The sequence below is a fragment of the Pseudoduganella chitinolytica genome, from assembly GCF_029028125.1.
Lineage (GTDB): Bacteria > Pseudomonadota > Gammaproteobacteria > Burkholderiales > Burkholderiaceae_D > Rugamonas > Rugamonas chitinolytica.
In genome coordinates this window covers 4,636,078-4,651,305 of record NZ_CP119083.1, presented here as the reverse complement: position 1 = coordinate 4,651,305, position 15,228 = coordinate 4,636,078, and the positions used below count along the sequence as shown (strand labels likewise).

The 15,228-nt window shown below is 67.7% G+C and carries 13 protein-coding genes; 6 read left to right on the top strand and 7 right to left on the bottom strand.

Annotation, left to right across the window (positions count from 1 at the left end; translation table 11 throughout):
* Window positions 1-200 precede the first annotated feature (200 nt).
* From PX653_RS20605 to PX653_RS20580, 6 genes are all read left to right on the top strand, one after another.
* Window positions 201-1,490: a nucleotide sugar dehydrogenase gene (locus PX653_RS20605; RefSeq protein ID WP_277414583.1), complete on the top strand. Its 1,290-nt coding sequence runs from the start codon at window positions 201-203 to the stop codon at window positions 1,488-1,490.
* A 75-nt stretch (window positions 1,491-1,565) separates the two neighbouring features.
* On the top strand, window positions 1,566-2,600 hold the full coding sequence (locus PX653_RS20600) for an SDR family oxidoreductase (RefSeq protein WP_277414582.1): 1,035 nt from the start codon (window positions 1,566-1,568) through the stop codon (window positions 2,598-2,600).
* Window positions 2,601-2,679: 79 nt separating this feature from the next.
* The gene (locus PX653_RS20595; protein WP_277414581.1) at window positions 2,680-4,083 is read left to right on the top strand and encodes a TIGR03013 family XrtA/PEP-CTERM system glycosyltransferase; all 1,404 of its coding nucleotides are present in this window, start codon (window positions 2,680-2,682) and stop codon (window positions 4,081-4,083) included.
* Between the two features lie 18 nt (window positions 4,084-4,101).
* A complete protein-coding gene (gene prsK, locus PX653_RS20590; RefSeq protein ID WP_277414580.1) occupies window positions 4,102-6,165 on the top strand; it encodes an XrtA/PEP-CTERM system histidine kinase PrsK in 2,064 nt (687 codons plus the stop codon).
* A gap of 23 nt (window positions 6,166-6,188) precedes the next feature.
* Window positions 6,189-7,559 (top strand): PEP-CTERM-box response regulator transcription factor, encoded by a 1,371-nt coding sequence (gene prsR, locus PX653_RS20585; protein WP_277414579.1) that lies wholly within the window; start codon window positions 6,189-6,191, stop codon window positions 7,557-7,559.
* The gene (locus PX653_RS20580; protein WP_277414578.1) at window positions 7,559-8,758 is read left to right on the top strand and encodes a VanZ family protein; all 1,200 of its coding nucleotides are present in this window, start codon (window positions 7,559-7,561) and stop codon (window positions 8,756-8,758) included. The genes prsR and PX653_RS20580 overlap by 1 nt, the downstream gene beginning before the upstream one ends.
* On the opposite strand, the gene PX653_RS20575 is transcribed toward PX653_RS20580, so the two are convergent.
* Genes PX653_RS20575 through PX653_RS20545 form a run of 7 tightly spaced genes read right to left on the bottom strand, consistent with a single transcriptional unit; the run spans window position 8,723 to window position 15,127 of the window.
* A complete protein-coding gene (locus PX653_RS20575) occupies window positions 8,723-9,406 on the bottom strand; it encodes a tetratricopeptide repeat protein (RefSeq protein WP_277414577.1) in 684 nt (227 codons plus the stop codon). The two genes, PX653_RS20580 and PX653_RS20575, sit on opposite strands and share 36 nt — an antisense overlap.
* Window positions 9,400-10,743 (bottom strand): glycosyltransferase family protein, encoded by a 1,344-nt coding sequence (locus tag PX653_RS20570; protein WP_277414576.1) that lies wholly within the window; start codon window positions 10,741-10,743, stop codon window positions 9,400-9,402. The genes PX653_RS20575 and PX653_RS20570 overlap by 7 nt, the downstream gene beginning before the upstream one ends.
* Window positions 10,692-11,582, bottom strand: a complete 891-nt coding sequence (locus PX653_RS20565; RefSeq protein ID WP_277414575.1) for a hydrolase 1, exosortase A system-associated — start codon at window positions 11,580-11,582, stop codon at window positions 10,692-10,694. Before PX653_RS20565 ends, PX653_RS20570 begins: the two co-directional genes overlap by 52 nt.
* On the bottom strand, window positions 11,572-12,459 hold the full coding sequence (locus PX653_RS20560) for a hydrolase 2, exosortase A system-associated (RefSeq protein ID WP_277414574.1): 888 nt from the start codon (window positions 12,457-12,459) through the stop codon (window positions 11,572-11,574). Before PX653_RS20560 ends, PX653_RS20565 begins: the two co-directional genes overlap by 11 nt.
* A 12-nt stretch (window positions 12,460-12,471) precedes the next feature.
* Window positions 12,472-12,720: an acyl carrier protein gene (locus PX653_RS20555; protein WP_277414573.1), complete on the bottom strand. Its 249-nt coding sequence runs from the start codon at window positions 12,718-12,720 to the stop codon at window positions 12,472-12,474.
* A 5-nt stretch (window positions 12,721-12,725) separates the two neighbouring features.
* A complete protein-coding gene (locus tag PX653_RS20550; RefSeq protein ID WP_277414572.1) occupies window positions 12,726-13,841 on the bottom strand; it encodes a GNAT family N-acetyltransferase in 1,116 nt (371 codons plus the stop codon).
* On the bottom strand, window positions 13,841-15,127 hold the full coding sequence (locus PX653_RS20545) for an aminotransferase class I/II-fold pyridoxal phosphate-dependent enzyme (RefSeq protein WP_277414571.1): 1,287 nt from the start codon (window positions 15,125-15,127) through the stop codon (window positions 13,841-13,843). Before PX653_RS20545 ends, PX653_RS20550 begins: the two co-directional genes overlap by 1 nt.
* Between the last annotated feature and the right edge of the window lie 101 nt (window positions 15,128-15,228).

Here is a 15,228-nt window from a genome sequence, read left to right as displayed (position 1 = left end):
TTCCGTACGTCGCCAGGGGGCAGCACGGCCGTTTCCGAACCAATGTGTTGTCAAAAAGCCTAATTCATGTGGCAAGTCGCTTGTTTACTGGTAGTCGTTTTCGGCGCGTACGATAATTCCAGCGACCAAGATTGAGATGATTCAATTATTGCTATACAGTTAGCATAATCGCAAAACTTTAATCTCGAATGGAACCCGATATGGATAACGCGAACGTCGTTGCAGTGGTAGGGCTCGGATACGTGGGACTGCCGCTGGCAGTGGAATTCGGTAAGAAGCGTGCGACTATCGGTTTCGACCTGTCGGAATCCAAAGTCGAGAACTACCAGCGTTTTGTCGATCCTACCGGGGAGGTTTCAAGCGAGGACCTGCGCGCCGCCACCCACCTGACCGTGTCGACCGACCCTGCCGTGCTGGCCCAGGCCGACTACATCGTGGTGGCCGTGCCGACCCCGGTGGACCTTGCCCACAATCCAGACTTCGGCCCGCTGATCGGCGCGTCGACCAGCGTCGGCAAGCACATGAAGCGCGGCGCCATCGTCGTGTACGAGTCCACCGTCTACCCGGGCGCGACCGAGGAAGTGTGCGTACCGATCCTGGAAAAGCACTCGGGCCTGAAGTGGAAGGAAGATTTCCATATCGGCTTCTCGCCCGAACGCATCAACCCGGGCGACAAGCAGCACACGCTGACGACCATCCTGAAGGTGGTGTCCGGCGACGACGCGCCCACGCTGGAAGCGATCGCGCAGCTGTACGAATCGGTCGTCACCGCCGGCGTCTACCGCGCCTCCAGCGTCAAGGTGGCCGAGGCCGCGAAGGTCATCGAGAACACCCAGCGCGACCTGAACATCGCGCTGATGAACGAGCTGGCGATCATCTTCGACAAGATCGGCATCGACACGCTGGAAGTGCTGCAGGCCGCCGGCACCAAATGGAACTTCCTGCCGTTCCGTCCCGGCCTGGTGGGCGGCCACTGCATCGGCGTCGATCCGTACTACCTGACCCACAAGGCCGAAATGATCGGCTACCACCCGCAGGTGATCCTGGCGGGCCGCCGCATCAACGACGGCATGGCCAAGTTCGTGGCCGAGAAGACGGTCAAGCAGCTGATCGCCGCCGGTTGCCACATCAAGGGCGCCAAGGTCAACGTGCTGGGCCTGACGTTCAAGGAAAACTGCCCCGACCTGCGCAATTCGAAGGTGGCCGACGTCATCGCCGAGCTGCAGTCGTTCGGCCTGGACGTACACGTGCACGATCCGGTGGCCGAGGCCGACGAAGCGATGCACGAATACGGCATCCGCCTGCAAAGCTGGGACTCCCTGCCGCAGGCCGACGCCCTGGTGGCCGCGGTGTCGCACAAGGAGCTGCTGGCGCTGTCGCTGACCGATTTCACGGAAAAGCTGGCACCGGGCGGCTGCTTCATCGACGTCAAGTCGCAGTTCAACATGGCCGGCCTGCAGGAAGCGGGCTTTTCCGTCTGGCGCCTGTAAGGGTGCCGCTGGCGGGAGGCCGACCCTCCCGCGCCGCCGGCACGGCGCCGGAAAAATTTTGGAGGCATACAAGCTGTGGGCAAGTTCGACGAGGTTCAGGCGCATCTGCGCGAGCGGCAATATCGCTGGCTGGTGACGGGTGCCGCAGGCTTTATCGGGTCCAACCTGGTGGAAGCGCTGCTCAAGCTCGGCCAGCAGGTCACGGGCCTGGACAACTTTGCCACCGGCTACCGCCATAACCTGGACCAGGTGCGCGCGGCCACCGGCGCGGCCTGGTCGGATTTCGACTTCATCGAAGGCGACATCCGCGACCCCGCCGCCTGCGCGCGCGCCTGTGCGGGCGTCGACTTCGTGCTGCACGAGGCGGCGCTGGGCTCCGTCACGCGCTCGCTGGAAGATCCGTTGCGCACGCACGAGACCAACGTCACGGGGTTCCTGAACATGCTGATCGCGGCGCGCGATGCAAAGGTGCGCCGCTTCGTCTACGCCGCGTCGAGCTCCACCTATGGCGACCATCCCGGCCTGCCGAAGGTCGAGGACCGCATCGGCAAGCCGCTCTCGCCCTACGCCGTGACAAAGTACGCCAATGAACTGTATGCGGACGTGTTCGCGCGCAGCTACGGCATCGAGTCGGTGGGGCTGCGCTACTTCAACGTGTTCGGGCCGCGCCAGGACCCGGATGGCGCCTATGCCGCCGTGATCCCGCAATGGGTGGCGGCGATGATCGGCGACCGTCCCGTGTTCATCAATGGCGACGGCGAGACCAGCCGCGATTTCTGCTTCATCGACAACGTGGTGCAGGCCAACCTCCTGGCCGCGACGGCCACCGCGCCAGACGCCGCCAACCAGGTCTACAACGTGGCCGCAGGCGAGCGCACCAGTCTCAACGAGTTGTACCGCATGATGCGCGCGCTGCTGCAGGAGCGCTTTGCCCATCTGCGCGGCAAGGAACCGCAATACCAGGACTTCAGGGCCGGCGACGTGCGCCATTCGCAGGCCGATATCACCAGGGCGCGCGAACTCCTGGGCTACGCGCCGACGCATCGCATCGACGCGGGACTCAGGGAAGCAATGGAATGGTACGTGCTGCACCTGGCTGACGCCAGCTAAAACGATTGCCGGGGGCGGTGGCGTGGGGACGCCGCCATCTCGGGCAGACAAAAAAAATGTCCAGCCCTGGGGGGTGAAAATGCTGCGAATATCCAACCACTACATATCCAAGGTAGTGTTCAGTTTGCTGTTCCTCGAAGTCCTCATCCTGATCGGCTCGTTCTATGCCGGCGCCGGCCTGCGCTTCTTCGACGGCGAGGCTTTCGCGCTGCCGAAGCTGGACCATTTCTTCATGTCCGCCTGCGTGTTCGCGGCCGCGATCGTGTTCAGCATGAGCGCGCTGGGCATGTACCAGATCAACTTCAAGGCCGGCATGCGCATGCCGTTCTTCCTGCAGCTGATGCCGTCGTTCGCCATGGCGTTCGGCATCCTGACCCTGGTGTTCTATATCGCGCCCGACCTGCACTTCGGCCGCGGCATCCTGGCGCTGGTCTTCACCATCTCCGGCACCGGCATCGTGCTGGCGCGCCTGATGGTGCTGAAGACGTCCGAGTCGAGCATCCTGGAGTCGCGCCTGATCTTCATCGGCTGCGGCACGCTGGCCAAGGAATGCGGCGAGCTGGCCCAGCGCGCCGGCAGCTACCGCAAATACCACATCGCCGGCTACGTCCCGGTGCCGTCGGAGGAAATCTGCGTGCCGGAAGAGCGCCTGCTCAAGCTCGATCCGGGTCGCTCGCTGGTGCAGCTGGCGAACCAGTTGCGCGTCAGCGAAGTGGTGGTCTCCGTGCAGAACCGCCGTGGCGGCACGTTCCCCATCAAGGAACTGCTCGAGTGCAAACTGTATGGCATCCACGTCACCGACTCCACCACCTTCTTCGAGCGCGAGACGTGCCAGATCCGCGTCGACTCCGTACAACCGAGCTGGCTGGTGTTCGGCGGCGGCTTCGACCAGAGCTTCGTCCGGGCGTTCATGAAGCGCAGCTTCGACGTGACGGCCAGCCTGCTGCTGCTGCTGGTGTCGCTGCCGGTCATGCTGGTCACCGCGCTGGCCATCTACATCGAGGACCGCGCGCCGATCTTTTACTCGCAGGAGCGCGTCGGCAAGGACGGCAACGTGTTCCGGGTACTGAAGTTCCGCAGCATGTTCACCAATGCGGAGAAGGGCGGCACGCCGCAGTGGGCCGCGAAGAACGATCCGCGCATCACCCGCGTGGGCAACATCATCCGCAAGCTGCGCATCGACGAGCTGCCCCAGGTGATCAACGTGCTCAAGGGCGAGATGAGCTTTGTCGGCCCGCGCCCGGAGCGGCCGTACTTCGTCGACCAGCTGACGGAACGGGTCCCTTACTACAACGTCCGCCACAGCATCAAGCCCGGCATCACGGGCTGGGCGCAGGTGCGCTATGGCTACGGCGATTCGGTCGAGGATGCGGTGCAGAAGCTGCAGTACGACCTGTACTACGTCAAGAACAACAGCCTGTTCCTGGACGTGCTGGTGCTGATCGACACCTTCAAGGTCGTCGTGTTCCGGGGCGGCAGGTAGGCCCCGCGTGAGCTCCTGATGCCGATCGGTACCGCGATCTTCAGCTACGCCAGCGCCGCGCTGGCGTTTGTCGTCCTGTGCCTGCTGTTGCTGACGAGCTGGCGCGGCCGCCCGCATGCGCGTGCCGTGGCCGGCGCCAGCGCCGCCATGGTGCTGTGGAGCGGCGCGATGATCTGGCTGGCGCTGGGCGGCCGGCCCGTGCTGCTGGCCAGTGCCGCGGAATGGCTGCGCGACGGTGCCTGGACGGCCGTGCTGCTCGCATTGCTGGGACACCTGGGCAGCGCGCCCGGCGAACGCCGCCGCAGCCGCGCGGTGCCGGTCGTGGCGGCGCTGTATGCATTGCTGCTGACGGTCAGCGCGGGCGAGCGCTGGCTGCCGGCCGCGCTGGTGTTCCACGTCACGGTCGTGGGCCGCGTGGGCCTGGCGGTGCTGGGCATGCTGCTGGTCGAACAGCTGTATCGCAACAAGGCGGTGGAGGAGCGCTGGGCGATCAAGTTCGCCTGCCTGGGCATCGGCGGCATCTTCGTCTACGACTTTTATATGTACAGCGACATGCTGCTGTTCCGCGAGATGAACGGCGAGCTGTGGGCCGCGCGCGGGATCGTGAATGCGCTGACGATGCCGCTGATCGGCATCTCGCTGGCGCGCAGCGCCGCCTGGTCGGGCCAGATCGCCGTGTCGCGCCGCATGCTGTTCCATTCGGCCGCGCTGATCGGCTCCGCGGTCTACCTGCTGGCGATGAGCTCCGCTGCCTATTACCTGCGCTTCGTCGGCGGCGCGTGGGGCTCGCTGATGCAACTGGCCTTCCTGTTCGGCGCCAGCCTGCTGCTGGCGGGGATCCTGTTCTCGGGCAGCTTCCGGGCCTGGCTGCGCGTTTTCATCAGCAAGCATTTTTACCGCTACAACTACGACTACCGCGAAGAGTGGCTGCGCTTCACGCGCACGCTGTCGCAGCAGGGCCCCGGGCTGGGCGAGCGCAGCATCCAGGCGCTGGCGGCGCTCGTCGAAAGCCCCGGCGGCGCCTTGTGGCTGCGCCGCGAGACGCAGGAGCATGGCCGCTTCGAGCCAGCGGCGCACTGGGAAACGGTGCCGGGCAGCGCGACGGAACCGGCCGACTCGCCGTTTTGCCGCTTCATCGAACAGAAGCAGTGGGTGGTCGACCTGACGGCATCCGGCGCGCAGCATGCGGATGCCGCATTGCCTGCCCTGCCGGAGTGGCTGCGCGCCTTCCCGCGCGCGTGGCTGGTGGTGCCGCTGATGCAGCATGGCCGGCTGGCCGGTTTTGTCGTGCTGCAGCAGCCGCGCAGCGCCGTCGCGCTGAACTGGGAAGTGCTGGACCTGCTGAAGGTGGCCGGCACCCAGGCGGCCAGCTACCTGGCGCAGCAGGAGGCCGACAACGCGCTGATGCTGGCGCGCCAGTTCGATTCGTTCAACCGGCTGTCGACATTTGTCGTGCACGACCTGAAGAACCTGGTGGCGCAGCTGTCGCTGCTGACGGCCAACGCGGAGAAGCACCGCGACAATCCCGAGTTCCAGCGCGACATGCACGAGACGGTAAACTACTCCGTGCAGAAGATGAAGCTGATGCTGCAGAAGCTGAGCCGCAGCGCTACCCCGGAACGGGCGGCGCCGCTGGCCGTGGACCAGCTGCTGCAGCAGGCCGTGGCGCTGAAGGCGGCGTTCGAGCCGCGCCCCGTGCTGCAGATCGAGCGCCCCGGCCTGACCGTGCTGGCCGATGCCGAGCGGCTGGCGCGCGTGCTGGGCCACCTGATCCAGAACGCGATCGAGGCGACGCCGCGCGACGGCCGCGTCACGGTGCGCCTGTCCGGCGACGGGGCCGGCGTGCAGGTGGAAGTCAGCGACACGGGCCAGGGCATGAGCGCCGACTTCGTGCGCGAGCGCCTGTTCAAGCCGTTCGACTCGACCAAGTCGGCCGGCATGGGCATCGGCGCCTTTGAAAGCCGCGAGTACATCCACGAGCTGGGCGGCCGCCTGGATGTGCGCAGCGAACCGCTGCACGGCACCACCTTCACGGTCAGCCTGCCGGCATGCCGGGCGGACGCCATCGAACGAGCCGCCTGAAAAAGAACCGCAAGAGGACTGTTGTGACGCAAACCAAACCGAAGCTGCTGATTATCGAGGACGATCCGGGGCTGCAAAAACAGCTGCGCTGGAGCCTCGATGCATACGACGTCGTGGTCGCGGGGGACCGCGAGGCCGCGCTGGCGCAGCTGCGCCGCCACGAACCGGCCGTGGTGACGATGGACCTGGGCCTGCCGCCCGATCCGGATGGCGCCACCGAGGGCCTCGCCACGTTGCGCCAGATGCTGGCGCTGGCACCGGAGACGAAGGTGATCGTCCTGACGGGCAACCAGGACCGCAGCCACGCCGTCAATGCGATCGCCATGGGCGCGTACGACTTCCACCAGAAGCCTTGCGAGCCGGAACTGCTGAACCTCGTGATCCAGCGCGCGTTCGTGCTGCACGGGCTGCAGCAGGAGCATCGCCGCCTGCAGCAAAGCCAGGCCGACTCGCCGATGGCCGGCATCATCAGCCGCGACCCGGCGCTGATGAAGGTGTGCCGCAACGTGGAGAAGGTGGCGCCCAGCTCCGCGACCGTGATGGTGCTGGGCGAGAGCGGCACCGGCAAGGAAGTCATCGCGCGCGCGCTGCACCAGTTGAGTCCGCGCGCCAAGGAACGCTTCATGGCCATCAACTGCGCGGCCATTCCGGAAACGCTGCTGGAAAGCGAATTGTTCGGCTACGAGAAGGGCGCCTTCACCGGCGCGGCCAAGCAGACCAAGGGCAAGGTGGAGCTGGCCCACGGCGGCACGTTCTTCCTCGACGAGGTGGGCGACCTGCCGCTGCCGCTGCAGGCCAAGCTGCTGCGCTTCCTGCAGGAGCGCGTGATCGAGCGGGTTGGCGGGCATGAGGAAATCGCGGTGGACGTGCGCATCATCTGCGCCACCCACCAGAACCTGAAGGCACTGGCCAGCACGGGCCGGTTCCGCGAGGACCTGTACTACCGCCTGTCCGAAATCGTGCTGACGATCCCGCCGCTGCGCCAGCGCAGTGGCGATGCGGTGCTGCTGGCCCAGCACTTCAAGAACCGCTTCTGCGGCCAGGAAGGCCGGCCGGCGCTGCACTTCAGCCCCGATGCGCTGGCGCAGATCGCCCGCCACGACTGGCCCGGCAACGTGCGCGAGATGGAGAACTGCATCAAGCGGGCCGTCATCATGGCGGACGGTCCCGCCATCACGGCCGACGACCTGGGCCTGGGCCTCACCGACGGCGAAGAGGACCCGTTCAACCTGCGCCAGGTGCGCGAGGAGGCGGAATACAAGGCCATCGTCAAGGCGCTGGCCCGCGTCGAAGGCAATATCGTCAAGGCTTCCGAGCTGCTGGGCGTGAGCCGGCCCACCTTGTACGACCTGATGGAGCGGCACGCAATCCGGACCAGCCTGCAGGCGGTCTGATGTTCCTGCTGCTGGTCGCGTATGCGCTGCTGCTGGTGTACGGCAGCCTGTATCCGTTCGCGTGGGGCACACCGCCCCCATCGCTGCTGGCGTTCCTGGCGACGCCCTGGCCGGGACACCTGGACAAGGGCGACGTCGTCCAGAACCTGCTGGTGTACATGCCATTCGGCCTGCTGGTGGTGGCGGCGCGCGGGCGCCAGTCGTTTGCCGTCGGGCTGGCGCTGGCCGCCTTCGCGGGTACCGCCATCAGTTTCGGCGTCGAGACGATCCAGCAGTATTTGCCCGCGCGGGTGCCGTCGCTGGTGGACGTGGCGATGAATCTTGCCGGCAGCGTCATCGGCGCCCTGCTGGGCGCGCTGGTACGGCGCGACACGCCGGCGGGCGCCGGCCTGCTGCGCTGGCGCGATGGGTGGTTCCACCATGGCCCGCTCGTCAACACGGGACTCATCGTCATCGGCTTGTGGTTCCTGTCGCAAACCAGTCCCCTGGTGCCGTCGCTGGACATTGCGCAGCTGCGCCACGCGCTGGGCAACCTGTACCGCGCCGCCATCGATCCCTCCGCTTTCTCAAGCGGCAAACTGGTGGTGCTGCTGTGCTATCAGGCGGGGCTGGGCGTGCTGTTGTGCGCACTGCTGCAGCCGGGCCGGCCGCTGCTGCGGCTGTATGGCGCGCTGGCGGCAGCCGTGTGCGGCGCCAAGCTGCTGGTGGCGGGGCGGGTGCTGTCGCCCGAGTTGCTGGCGGCGGCCGTGCTGGCAATGCCACTGCTGCTGGCACTGCGCGCCTGGCCGCCGCGGGCACTGGCCGGCACGGGCATTGCGCTGCTGGCGGCCGGCCTGACGCTGTACGAGCTGATGCCGTCCAGTGCCGCGCCCTATGCGTACGGGTTCAACTGGGTGCCGTTCGAGGGACAGATGAATGGCCTGAACGGTTTCGAGAACATCCTGGAATTCCTGTGGCCGACGATGGCCATGGCCTGCCTGGCGCGCCTGGCGGTGCCGTTCCACCGGCAGGACGCCTGCGCCGTCGTGGGCGGCATGGCCGTCGTGCTGTGGGTGTTCGTGCTGGAGTGGCTGCAGTTGTCGATCCCGGGGCGTTTCGGCGACATCACGCAGGTGACCCTGGCGGGGCTGGGGTGGATCGTGCCGTGGTGCGTGCCGCTGCACTCAGCGAAGGGCTGGGGTCAGACCCGGCGGGTCTGACCCAGGTACTTCCTGCGCCACCGGCTCCACCTTGCCATCCCACTTGCCCGCGTCGACCAGCATCTTGCGCAAGCCGTTCAGCGGGAAGCCCAGCTGGTAGGCCTTCTTGGCATGCTGCACGGCCAGCGGATAGTTTTTCGTGTGGGCGTAGGCGATGCCGGCGTTGTAGTTGACGGAGGCGTTCTCCGGCGCCAGCTCGGCCGCCTTCTTCAGCAGCGGCAGCGCGCGTTCGGTCTGGCCCAGCTGATAGAGATACTGGCCATAGGCGGCCCAGGCGGTGCCGTCGTCCGCCTTGAAGCGCACGGCGCGCTCGAAATAGCATTCCACGGCGTAGCGGGCGCCCGGCAGCTGCGGCGTCTTCTGGCGCAGCGCCACGCGCGCCATCGTCGCCAACGCCTTGGTGTGGTTCGGGAACGCACGCAGCGTGTAGTCGAGGTCCGCGCCCAAGGTGCCCGTGTTGCCCTTGATGCCCTGCTGGACCTCTTCCGTGAAGTGGGCCATCTCGACCAGGTACAGCTGGTCGGGGTCGGGCGTGCGGTAGTCGAACGGGCCGAAGGCGTTGGCGAGATCGCCGCAGAACGGCTTGGCCAGCGCGGGGCCCGCGCACAGCGCCAGCAGCAGGATGGCGAGGGGTCGGATGGTCAGCATGCTTCGCTCGTCCCTTTCAATGCGTTCGGTACCGTGACCGTCACCTGTTCCAGCAGGCGGGCCAGTTCGGCCGTGCGGGCGCGGCGCGAGTTGGCGGCGATCGCCTCGGGCGACGCCAACGGCGCCTGGCCCGCTTCCGCCAGTTGCAGGAAGCACAGCAGGCCGGCCTGGATGCCCGCCTTGTCGTCCAGCGGAGCGATGGTGTCGATGCCGGCCTGGCGCAGCGCGCTGGCGGTGTCGCCCGTGGCATCGGTCAGCGCCAGGATCGGCCGGCGCGCGCGCAGGTATTCGTACAGCTTGGCCGGGATCTGGTGGTTGCAGTTGGTGGCCTGCAGCACCAGCAGGCCGTCGGCATTGAGCATTTCCGCCAGTGCATCGCGATACGCCACGTGCGGCGCCAGGCTGACGATGTCACCGATGCCGTATTTGGCGATCAGGCCGCCCAGGTACTCGTCATGCGCGGTGGCGCGCAGCACGATGCGCAGCCGTGCGGCCGTGACGGTGCCGGCAGCCCGCAGCTCGGCCAGTGCTTCGAACAGCGGGATCGGATCGCGTTCGGACGGATAGATCACGCCACTGTGCACCAGCGTGAAAGGCCGGCCCGCCAGCGGCACGGCAGGTTGCAGCAGCGCGGCGGCATTGGCGAAGTTTTCCTCGTCGTAGCCGTTCTCGATCAGCGCGAAGCGGCTGGCCGGAATCTGCGGGAAACGGCGGGTGTAGGTGACGATGGCGCCGGGCGTCGTGCAGACGGCCAGCGTGCAGTGCTTCACCGTCTGCGCCTCGATCCAGCGGTAGACGCGGCGCGTCAGCGGATCGTTCGGGTAGTCGACGTCCGTCATCGGGTCGCGCAGGTCGGCGATCCAGGGCAGCCCTGTCAAACGGTGCAGCACCAGGCCGATCACCTTGGCGCTGGCGATGGGATACGTGGTCCAGATGACCTGCGGCTTGTGGTGGCGGATCAGGCGCAGGCCGGCGGGAATGGCGCCCAGGCACCACGACACCCAGCGGTCCGGCAGCGCCATCCAGCCCAGGTAGCGCCCGCGCAGCGACAGGTGGCGCGACGTGTCGAGCGCGAAGGCGCGGTGCACGATGGCCTCCGGCGGAATCTCCGCGACCTGGTCGTCGCCGCTGTTGGCATACGCACGCGGATGGGCCGACAGCACCAGCGGTTGCCAGCCGTGCTGCGGCAGGTACTGCGAAAACTTGAGCGTACGCTGGATGCCGCTGCTGCCGCGCATCGGCGGATAGTGGTAAGCCACCATCAGCACGCGGCCCTTGAAGTCGGTCACCATGAACGCACCCACGTGGCGGTCCAGCCGGCGACCTGGTCGCGCCATTCGCGGCGCGAGAAGGTGTGATCGGCCGCGGCCAGGGTGTGGCGCTGCACGCCCGGGGCGGCCAGCAGCTTTTGCCACGGACGCGATGCCTTAACCATGTCGAGAAACTCCTGCGCCGTCAGGTCGGCGCCACTGGTGATCAACAGGATCGGGCCCCTGAAGCCCTGCCAGCCCGCCAGCATGCGTTCGCGCAGGCCGGGGGCGGGCGCAGCAGCCGGCGCCGCGGTGTCGTTTGCCGGCTGTGCTGCCGGCGGTACTGCCGGCGCGGCGCCGCGCGCATTGCGCACGAGGCCCAGCAGGGAGCCCAGCGAGCCGCGCACGTCGAAGCGGCCGCTGGCGACCTTTTGCCAGAACGCCGGCTGCAGCAGCCGGGCGACGTAATAGTGCTTCAACGTGGCGCGTGCCAGGCCGTCCGTCGTGCGCGCCCACGGATTCGCCAGCACGAGACCGGCGACGCGCCGGTCGTTGGGGGCGTAGAAAAGCGCCGCGCTGGCCGCATCGCACAGGCCCCACAACACCACTTCCTGCATGCCCGGCACGGCGGCGATAAAGCGGTCGATGGCCGTGCGCAGGTCCAGGTCGACGGCTTCGAAGGTGCGCGGTGCGCCGCCGCTGTCGCCCATGCCCCGGTAGTCGAAGCGCATGGCGGGAATGCCGGCGGCGGCCAGGCTGCGTGCCAGCAGGGCGAACTGGCGGTGGCTGCCGGCCCGGTATTGCGGCCCGCCCACGACGATCAGCACGCCGCGCCGCGCGATCGCGCCGGCGCCGATGGGGCTCAGCACGGCCGTCAGCCAGTCGTCGCCGCAGGGGAAGCACAGCGCTTGTTCGTCAGGCTGCATGGTGCGTTCCTGTCAGCGCGGCGGTGGTGGCGTCCAGCAGCGCCGGACACTCGGCGATTTCCTGCGTGGCCCAGAACTGCGGCCCGGCCACGGCGTGCGTGCGCACGTCCGCGCCCTGCTGGCGCCAGGCGTCGGCAACGCGCGCGGCGGCCGGCGGCACGGGCCGGGCGGCATCGGCCACCAGCTCGAACCAGTGGACGGGGCAGGCCGGCGCCGGCATTTTTGCGGCATCCAGGCTGTCGAGCGCCAGGGCCAGCGCGGGCGCCAGCGTGTAGCCGGCGATTTCCAGCGGCTGGCCGGCCGCCAGCGCCTGGCGCAGGGCGGTGGTGCCGCCACTGTCCGCGCCTTCCGTCAGCATCTGGCTTGCCACTTTCAGGCGCAGGAACTGCGTCAGGGCCTGGCCGCCATTCGTGACGGGTTGCCACAGCAGCACAGCGGGCGGGACGATGCCACCGCGCTGCACGGCATCCAGCGCCAGCAGGCCGCCCAGGCGCAGGCCCCACAGGGCAACGGGCTTGCCGCTGCGTTCGCGCAGCCAGGCGGCGCCCCGTGCGACGTCGTCAAGCCAGCCCTCCCAGGTGGCATCGGCGAAATCACCGGCGCTGTCGCCGCAGCCGTGCAGGTCGATCTGCAGCACGGCAAAGCCCTGCTGCGCCAGCGCGCGCGCCTGCAGCGCGGCCATGCGCCGGGCCTTGTTCATCTCTTCCGCGAACGGGTGCAGGAACAGCCAGGCGCCCCGGCACGCGGCGGCCGGGGCGTAAGCCGGTGCGTAAGTCGGTGCGTAAGTCGGTGCGTAAGTCGGTGCGTGATACAGGCAGAAGCGCGCCGCCGCGCCGGTGTCCAGGAAAAATGGCTGGGGTGGCGGGGCGGCGTGCATGATGGATGCGGCTTATGCCGTCAGCTTGTGCTTGACGAAGGCCGTCAGGCTGCCCAGCGTGGCAAAGGTTTCGGCGCTGATCTCGTCGTCGTCGACGGCAAAGCCGAAGTGCTCTTCCAGCGCGCCGATCAGCTGGACCACGGCCATCGAATCGAGTTCGGGAATGCTGCCCAGGAGGGCCGAATGCTCGTCCAGCGACTGGCCGGCGGGGCCCAGTGCGAGAACGTCGACGACGATGGTTTTGACTTCTTCCAGATACATGGTTACTACTCCGTTGATGGGGTTTCCTGCCGCACCGGGAGGGCTGCCGGCACGGGCGCCGGCGCGGTGGATGGCGCGACGGCGGCGCGCAGGCGGCCCAGCAAGGCGGTACGGTCGTTCACGCTGGCGTGCAACTGCTGCAGCACGGGCCAGCGGTAATGGTTGACATGGTACATGGTCCGGATTTCATCGGTCCAGCGGGTATGCCAATCCATGACCTTGCCGTAGAACTCCAGGCGCGCATGCTGCGCTTGCGCAAACAAGCGCTGACAGCATTCCTCGCGCATCAGGAGCGTGGGCGACAGGCTGGCCGGCACGCTTTCGTCATAAGTGGTCTTCAACACGATCAGTGCGCCGCCACCTTCGATGCACAGGTCCATCGCCACCAGCTGCTCGTCGAACCAGTAGCGGTACACGGCCGCGGCGCCGCGGCGGGCAAAGCCGGCCAGCATCGCCGTGTAAAAACGGCCCTGCGCGTTGTCCGGATGGATCGCCGTGCCCAGTTGCGCCTTCCAGCCGGCGCTTTCCAGGCGGCCGTAGTCGGCCACCGCGGCGGCCATCTGTTCCGGCAGTCGATCGATCTGCATGCGCGTGACGACATCCTCCTTGGCCAGGCGGGCGCGCTGCTTTTTCAGGTTGCTGCGCAAGTTCTTGCCGCGCGCGTTCCAGTAGTCGTCGAAACTGCCCTGGATCGTCACGTGCGCCGTGCGGATGTAGTCGACGGTACGCAACGTCGCGCTGTCGGCGGGGCGGGGTTCCAGCTGCGGGTCGCGCTGTGTCAGGCCGACCATCAGGGCGGCGCCCGGCAACTGGCGCGTCAATCCCGCCAGCAGCTCGCCCAGCGGCAGGCCGGGCCGGTGCAGCCACAGGCCGATCGGCGCCTGCGACGGCTGGAACGCCTCCCACACGCCGCGCCCGCGCGGCACCAGGAAGCCCATGGCCTTGACGCTGGCGCCATCGGTGCCGATGACGAGCCGCTCGCGGCCCTCGCAGAACTGTTCCAGCAGCGGGCGCACGAACTCCGGTTCCAGCAGCGGCGAGCCGAGGGTGTCGCGGTTCAGGATGCGCCAGGCATCCGCGTGCGCCGCGAACTGCGCGGCCGGCAAGACAGTCCATTTCATCAGTGGGCTCCCGGCGCGTCGCGGCACGCGTGTTGACGTACTTGTCGCTTCACCTGTTCGATCATCCAGGCCAGTTCGTCCTCGCGCAGCTCCTGGTGGCAGGGGAACTGCAGCACCCGGCGCGACAGGTCGACGCTGGTCGGGCACACGCCGGCGTCCACCCCGGGCCACAGGTATTCGCCGAAGCGGATCACGGGCACGCCGTCCTGCTTCAGGGCGCGGAACAGCGCCTGCGGTTCGTCGCACAGCAGCGGGAAGACCCATGGGTAGACACCATCGGGCAACGTGGCGAACAGCGGGCGGCAGCCGGGCAAGCCGGCCAGCGCCGACTCCAGGCGGCGGTAGTTGCGGCGCCGCAGTTCACCCATGCGCCGGCGCGACACGATGCGCACCATCAGGCGCGAGAACAGCGACGAGCGTTTCGTCAGCCAGGCCGGATCGAAGCCGAAGCCGCCGTCCGACGATCCCGGCGCCAGCGCCTGGGCCGCGCCGTGGCGGCTGGCCTTGATGCGGCCCCACAGCGCGTTCTTGACCATCATCGGCACGGCCAGCAACGCGCGCAGCACCGGCAGGCGGCCATAGGCAAAGCCGTCTTCGACGGTGTTGAGCAGCACCTTGGCCTCGAATCCCAGGCCGGCCGATTGCAGCTTCACCGCGTCGAGCCGGTGGCGGTTTGAAACCAGGCAGCCCCCTTCGTATACGGGGAAGAACTTCATGCTGCTGGCGATCGCGTAGTCGCCGAAGGAGCCCAGCGCGCGGCCCTGGTGTTCGCCCAGGAACGAATGGGCGCAGTCCTCCAGCAGCTGGATGCCGCGCGCATCGCACAGCGCGCGCAGGGCGGGCAGGGGCTGGTGGAAGCCGAAATAATTGGTGGCCATCAGCACCCGGGTGCGGCCGTCGATCCTGGCCGCGATGTCGTCCAGGTCGACGCTGGTGTCGGGCCGGATGCGGTAGAACACGGGTGTGGCGCCGGCCCAGATGACGGGTTCGATCATCGAGGCACAGTGGTAAGAGGGGACCAGCACGGCATCGCCCGGACCGACGCCCATCTCGCGCAGCGCCAGCGCGATGGCGACGCGGCCACTGGTGACGAAGCGAATGGTGCCCGCATCGAGGATCGACGGCACCCGCCGGGCGCCGCGGTGGCGCAGCGACAGCAGCGCGGCCAGCGACAGGCGCGGCGACACGGGCAGGCGGGAACGGGGGAAGGCGGCCGGCTCGGGCGGCACGGCATCATCGGGGATGGCGTGCGGGACGGCGTGCGGCTTCACATCTGAAAAGCTCATATTTCCCATACAAGGCTCGTGGTTCCAATACCGGTCTCGCTAGCGCCCAATTTTCCCAGTATAACCTGCGGTATCGCAAAGATCTTGCTGAAAAAGCATTG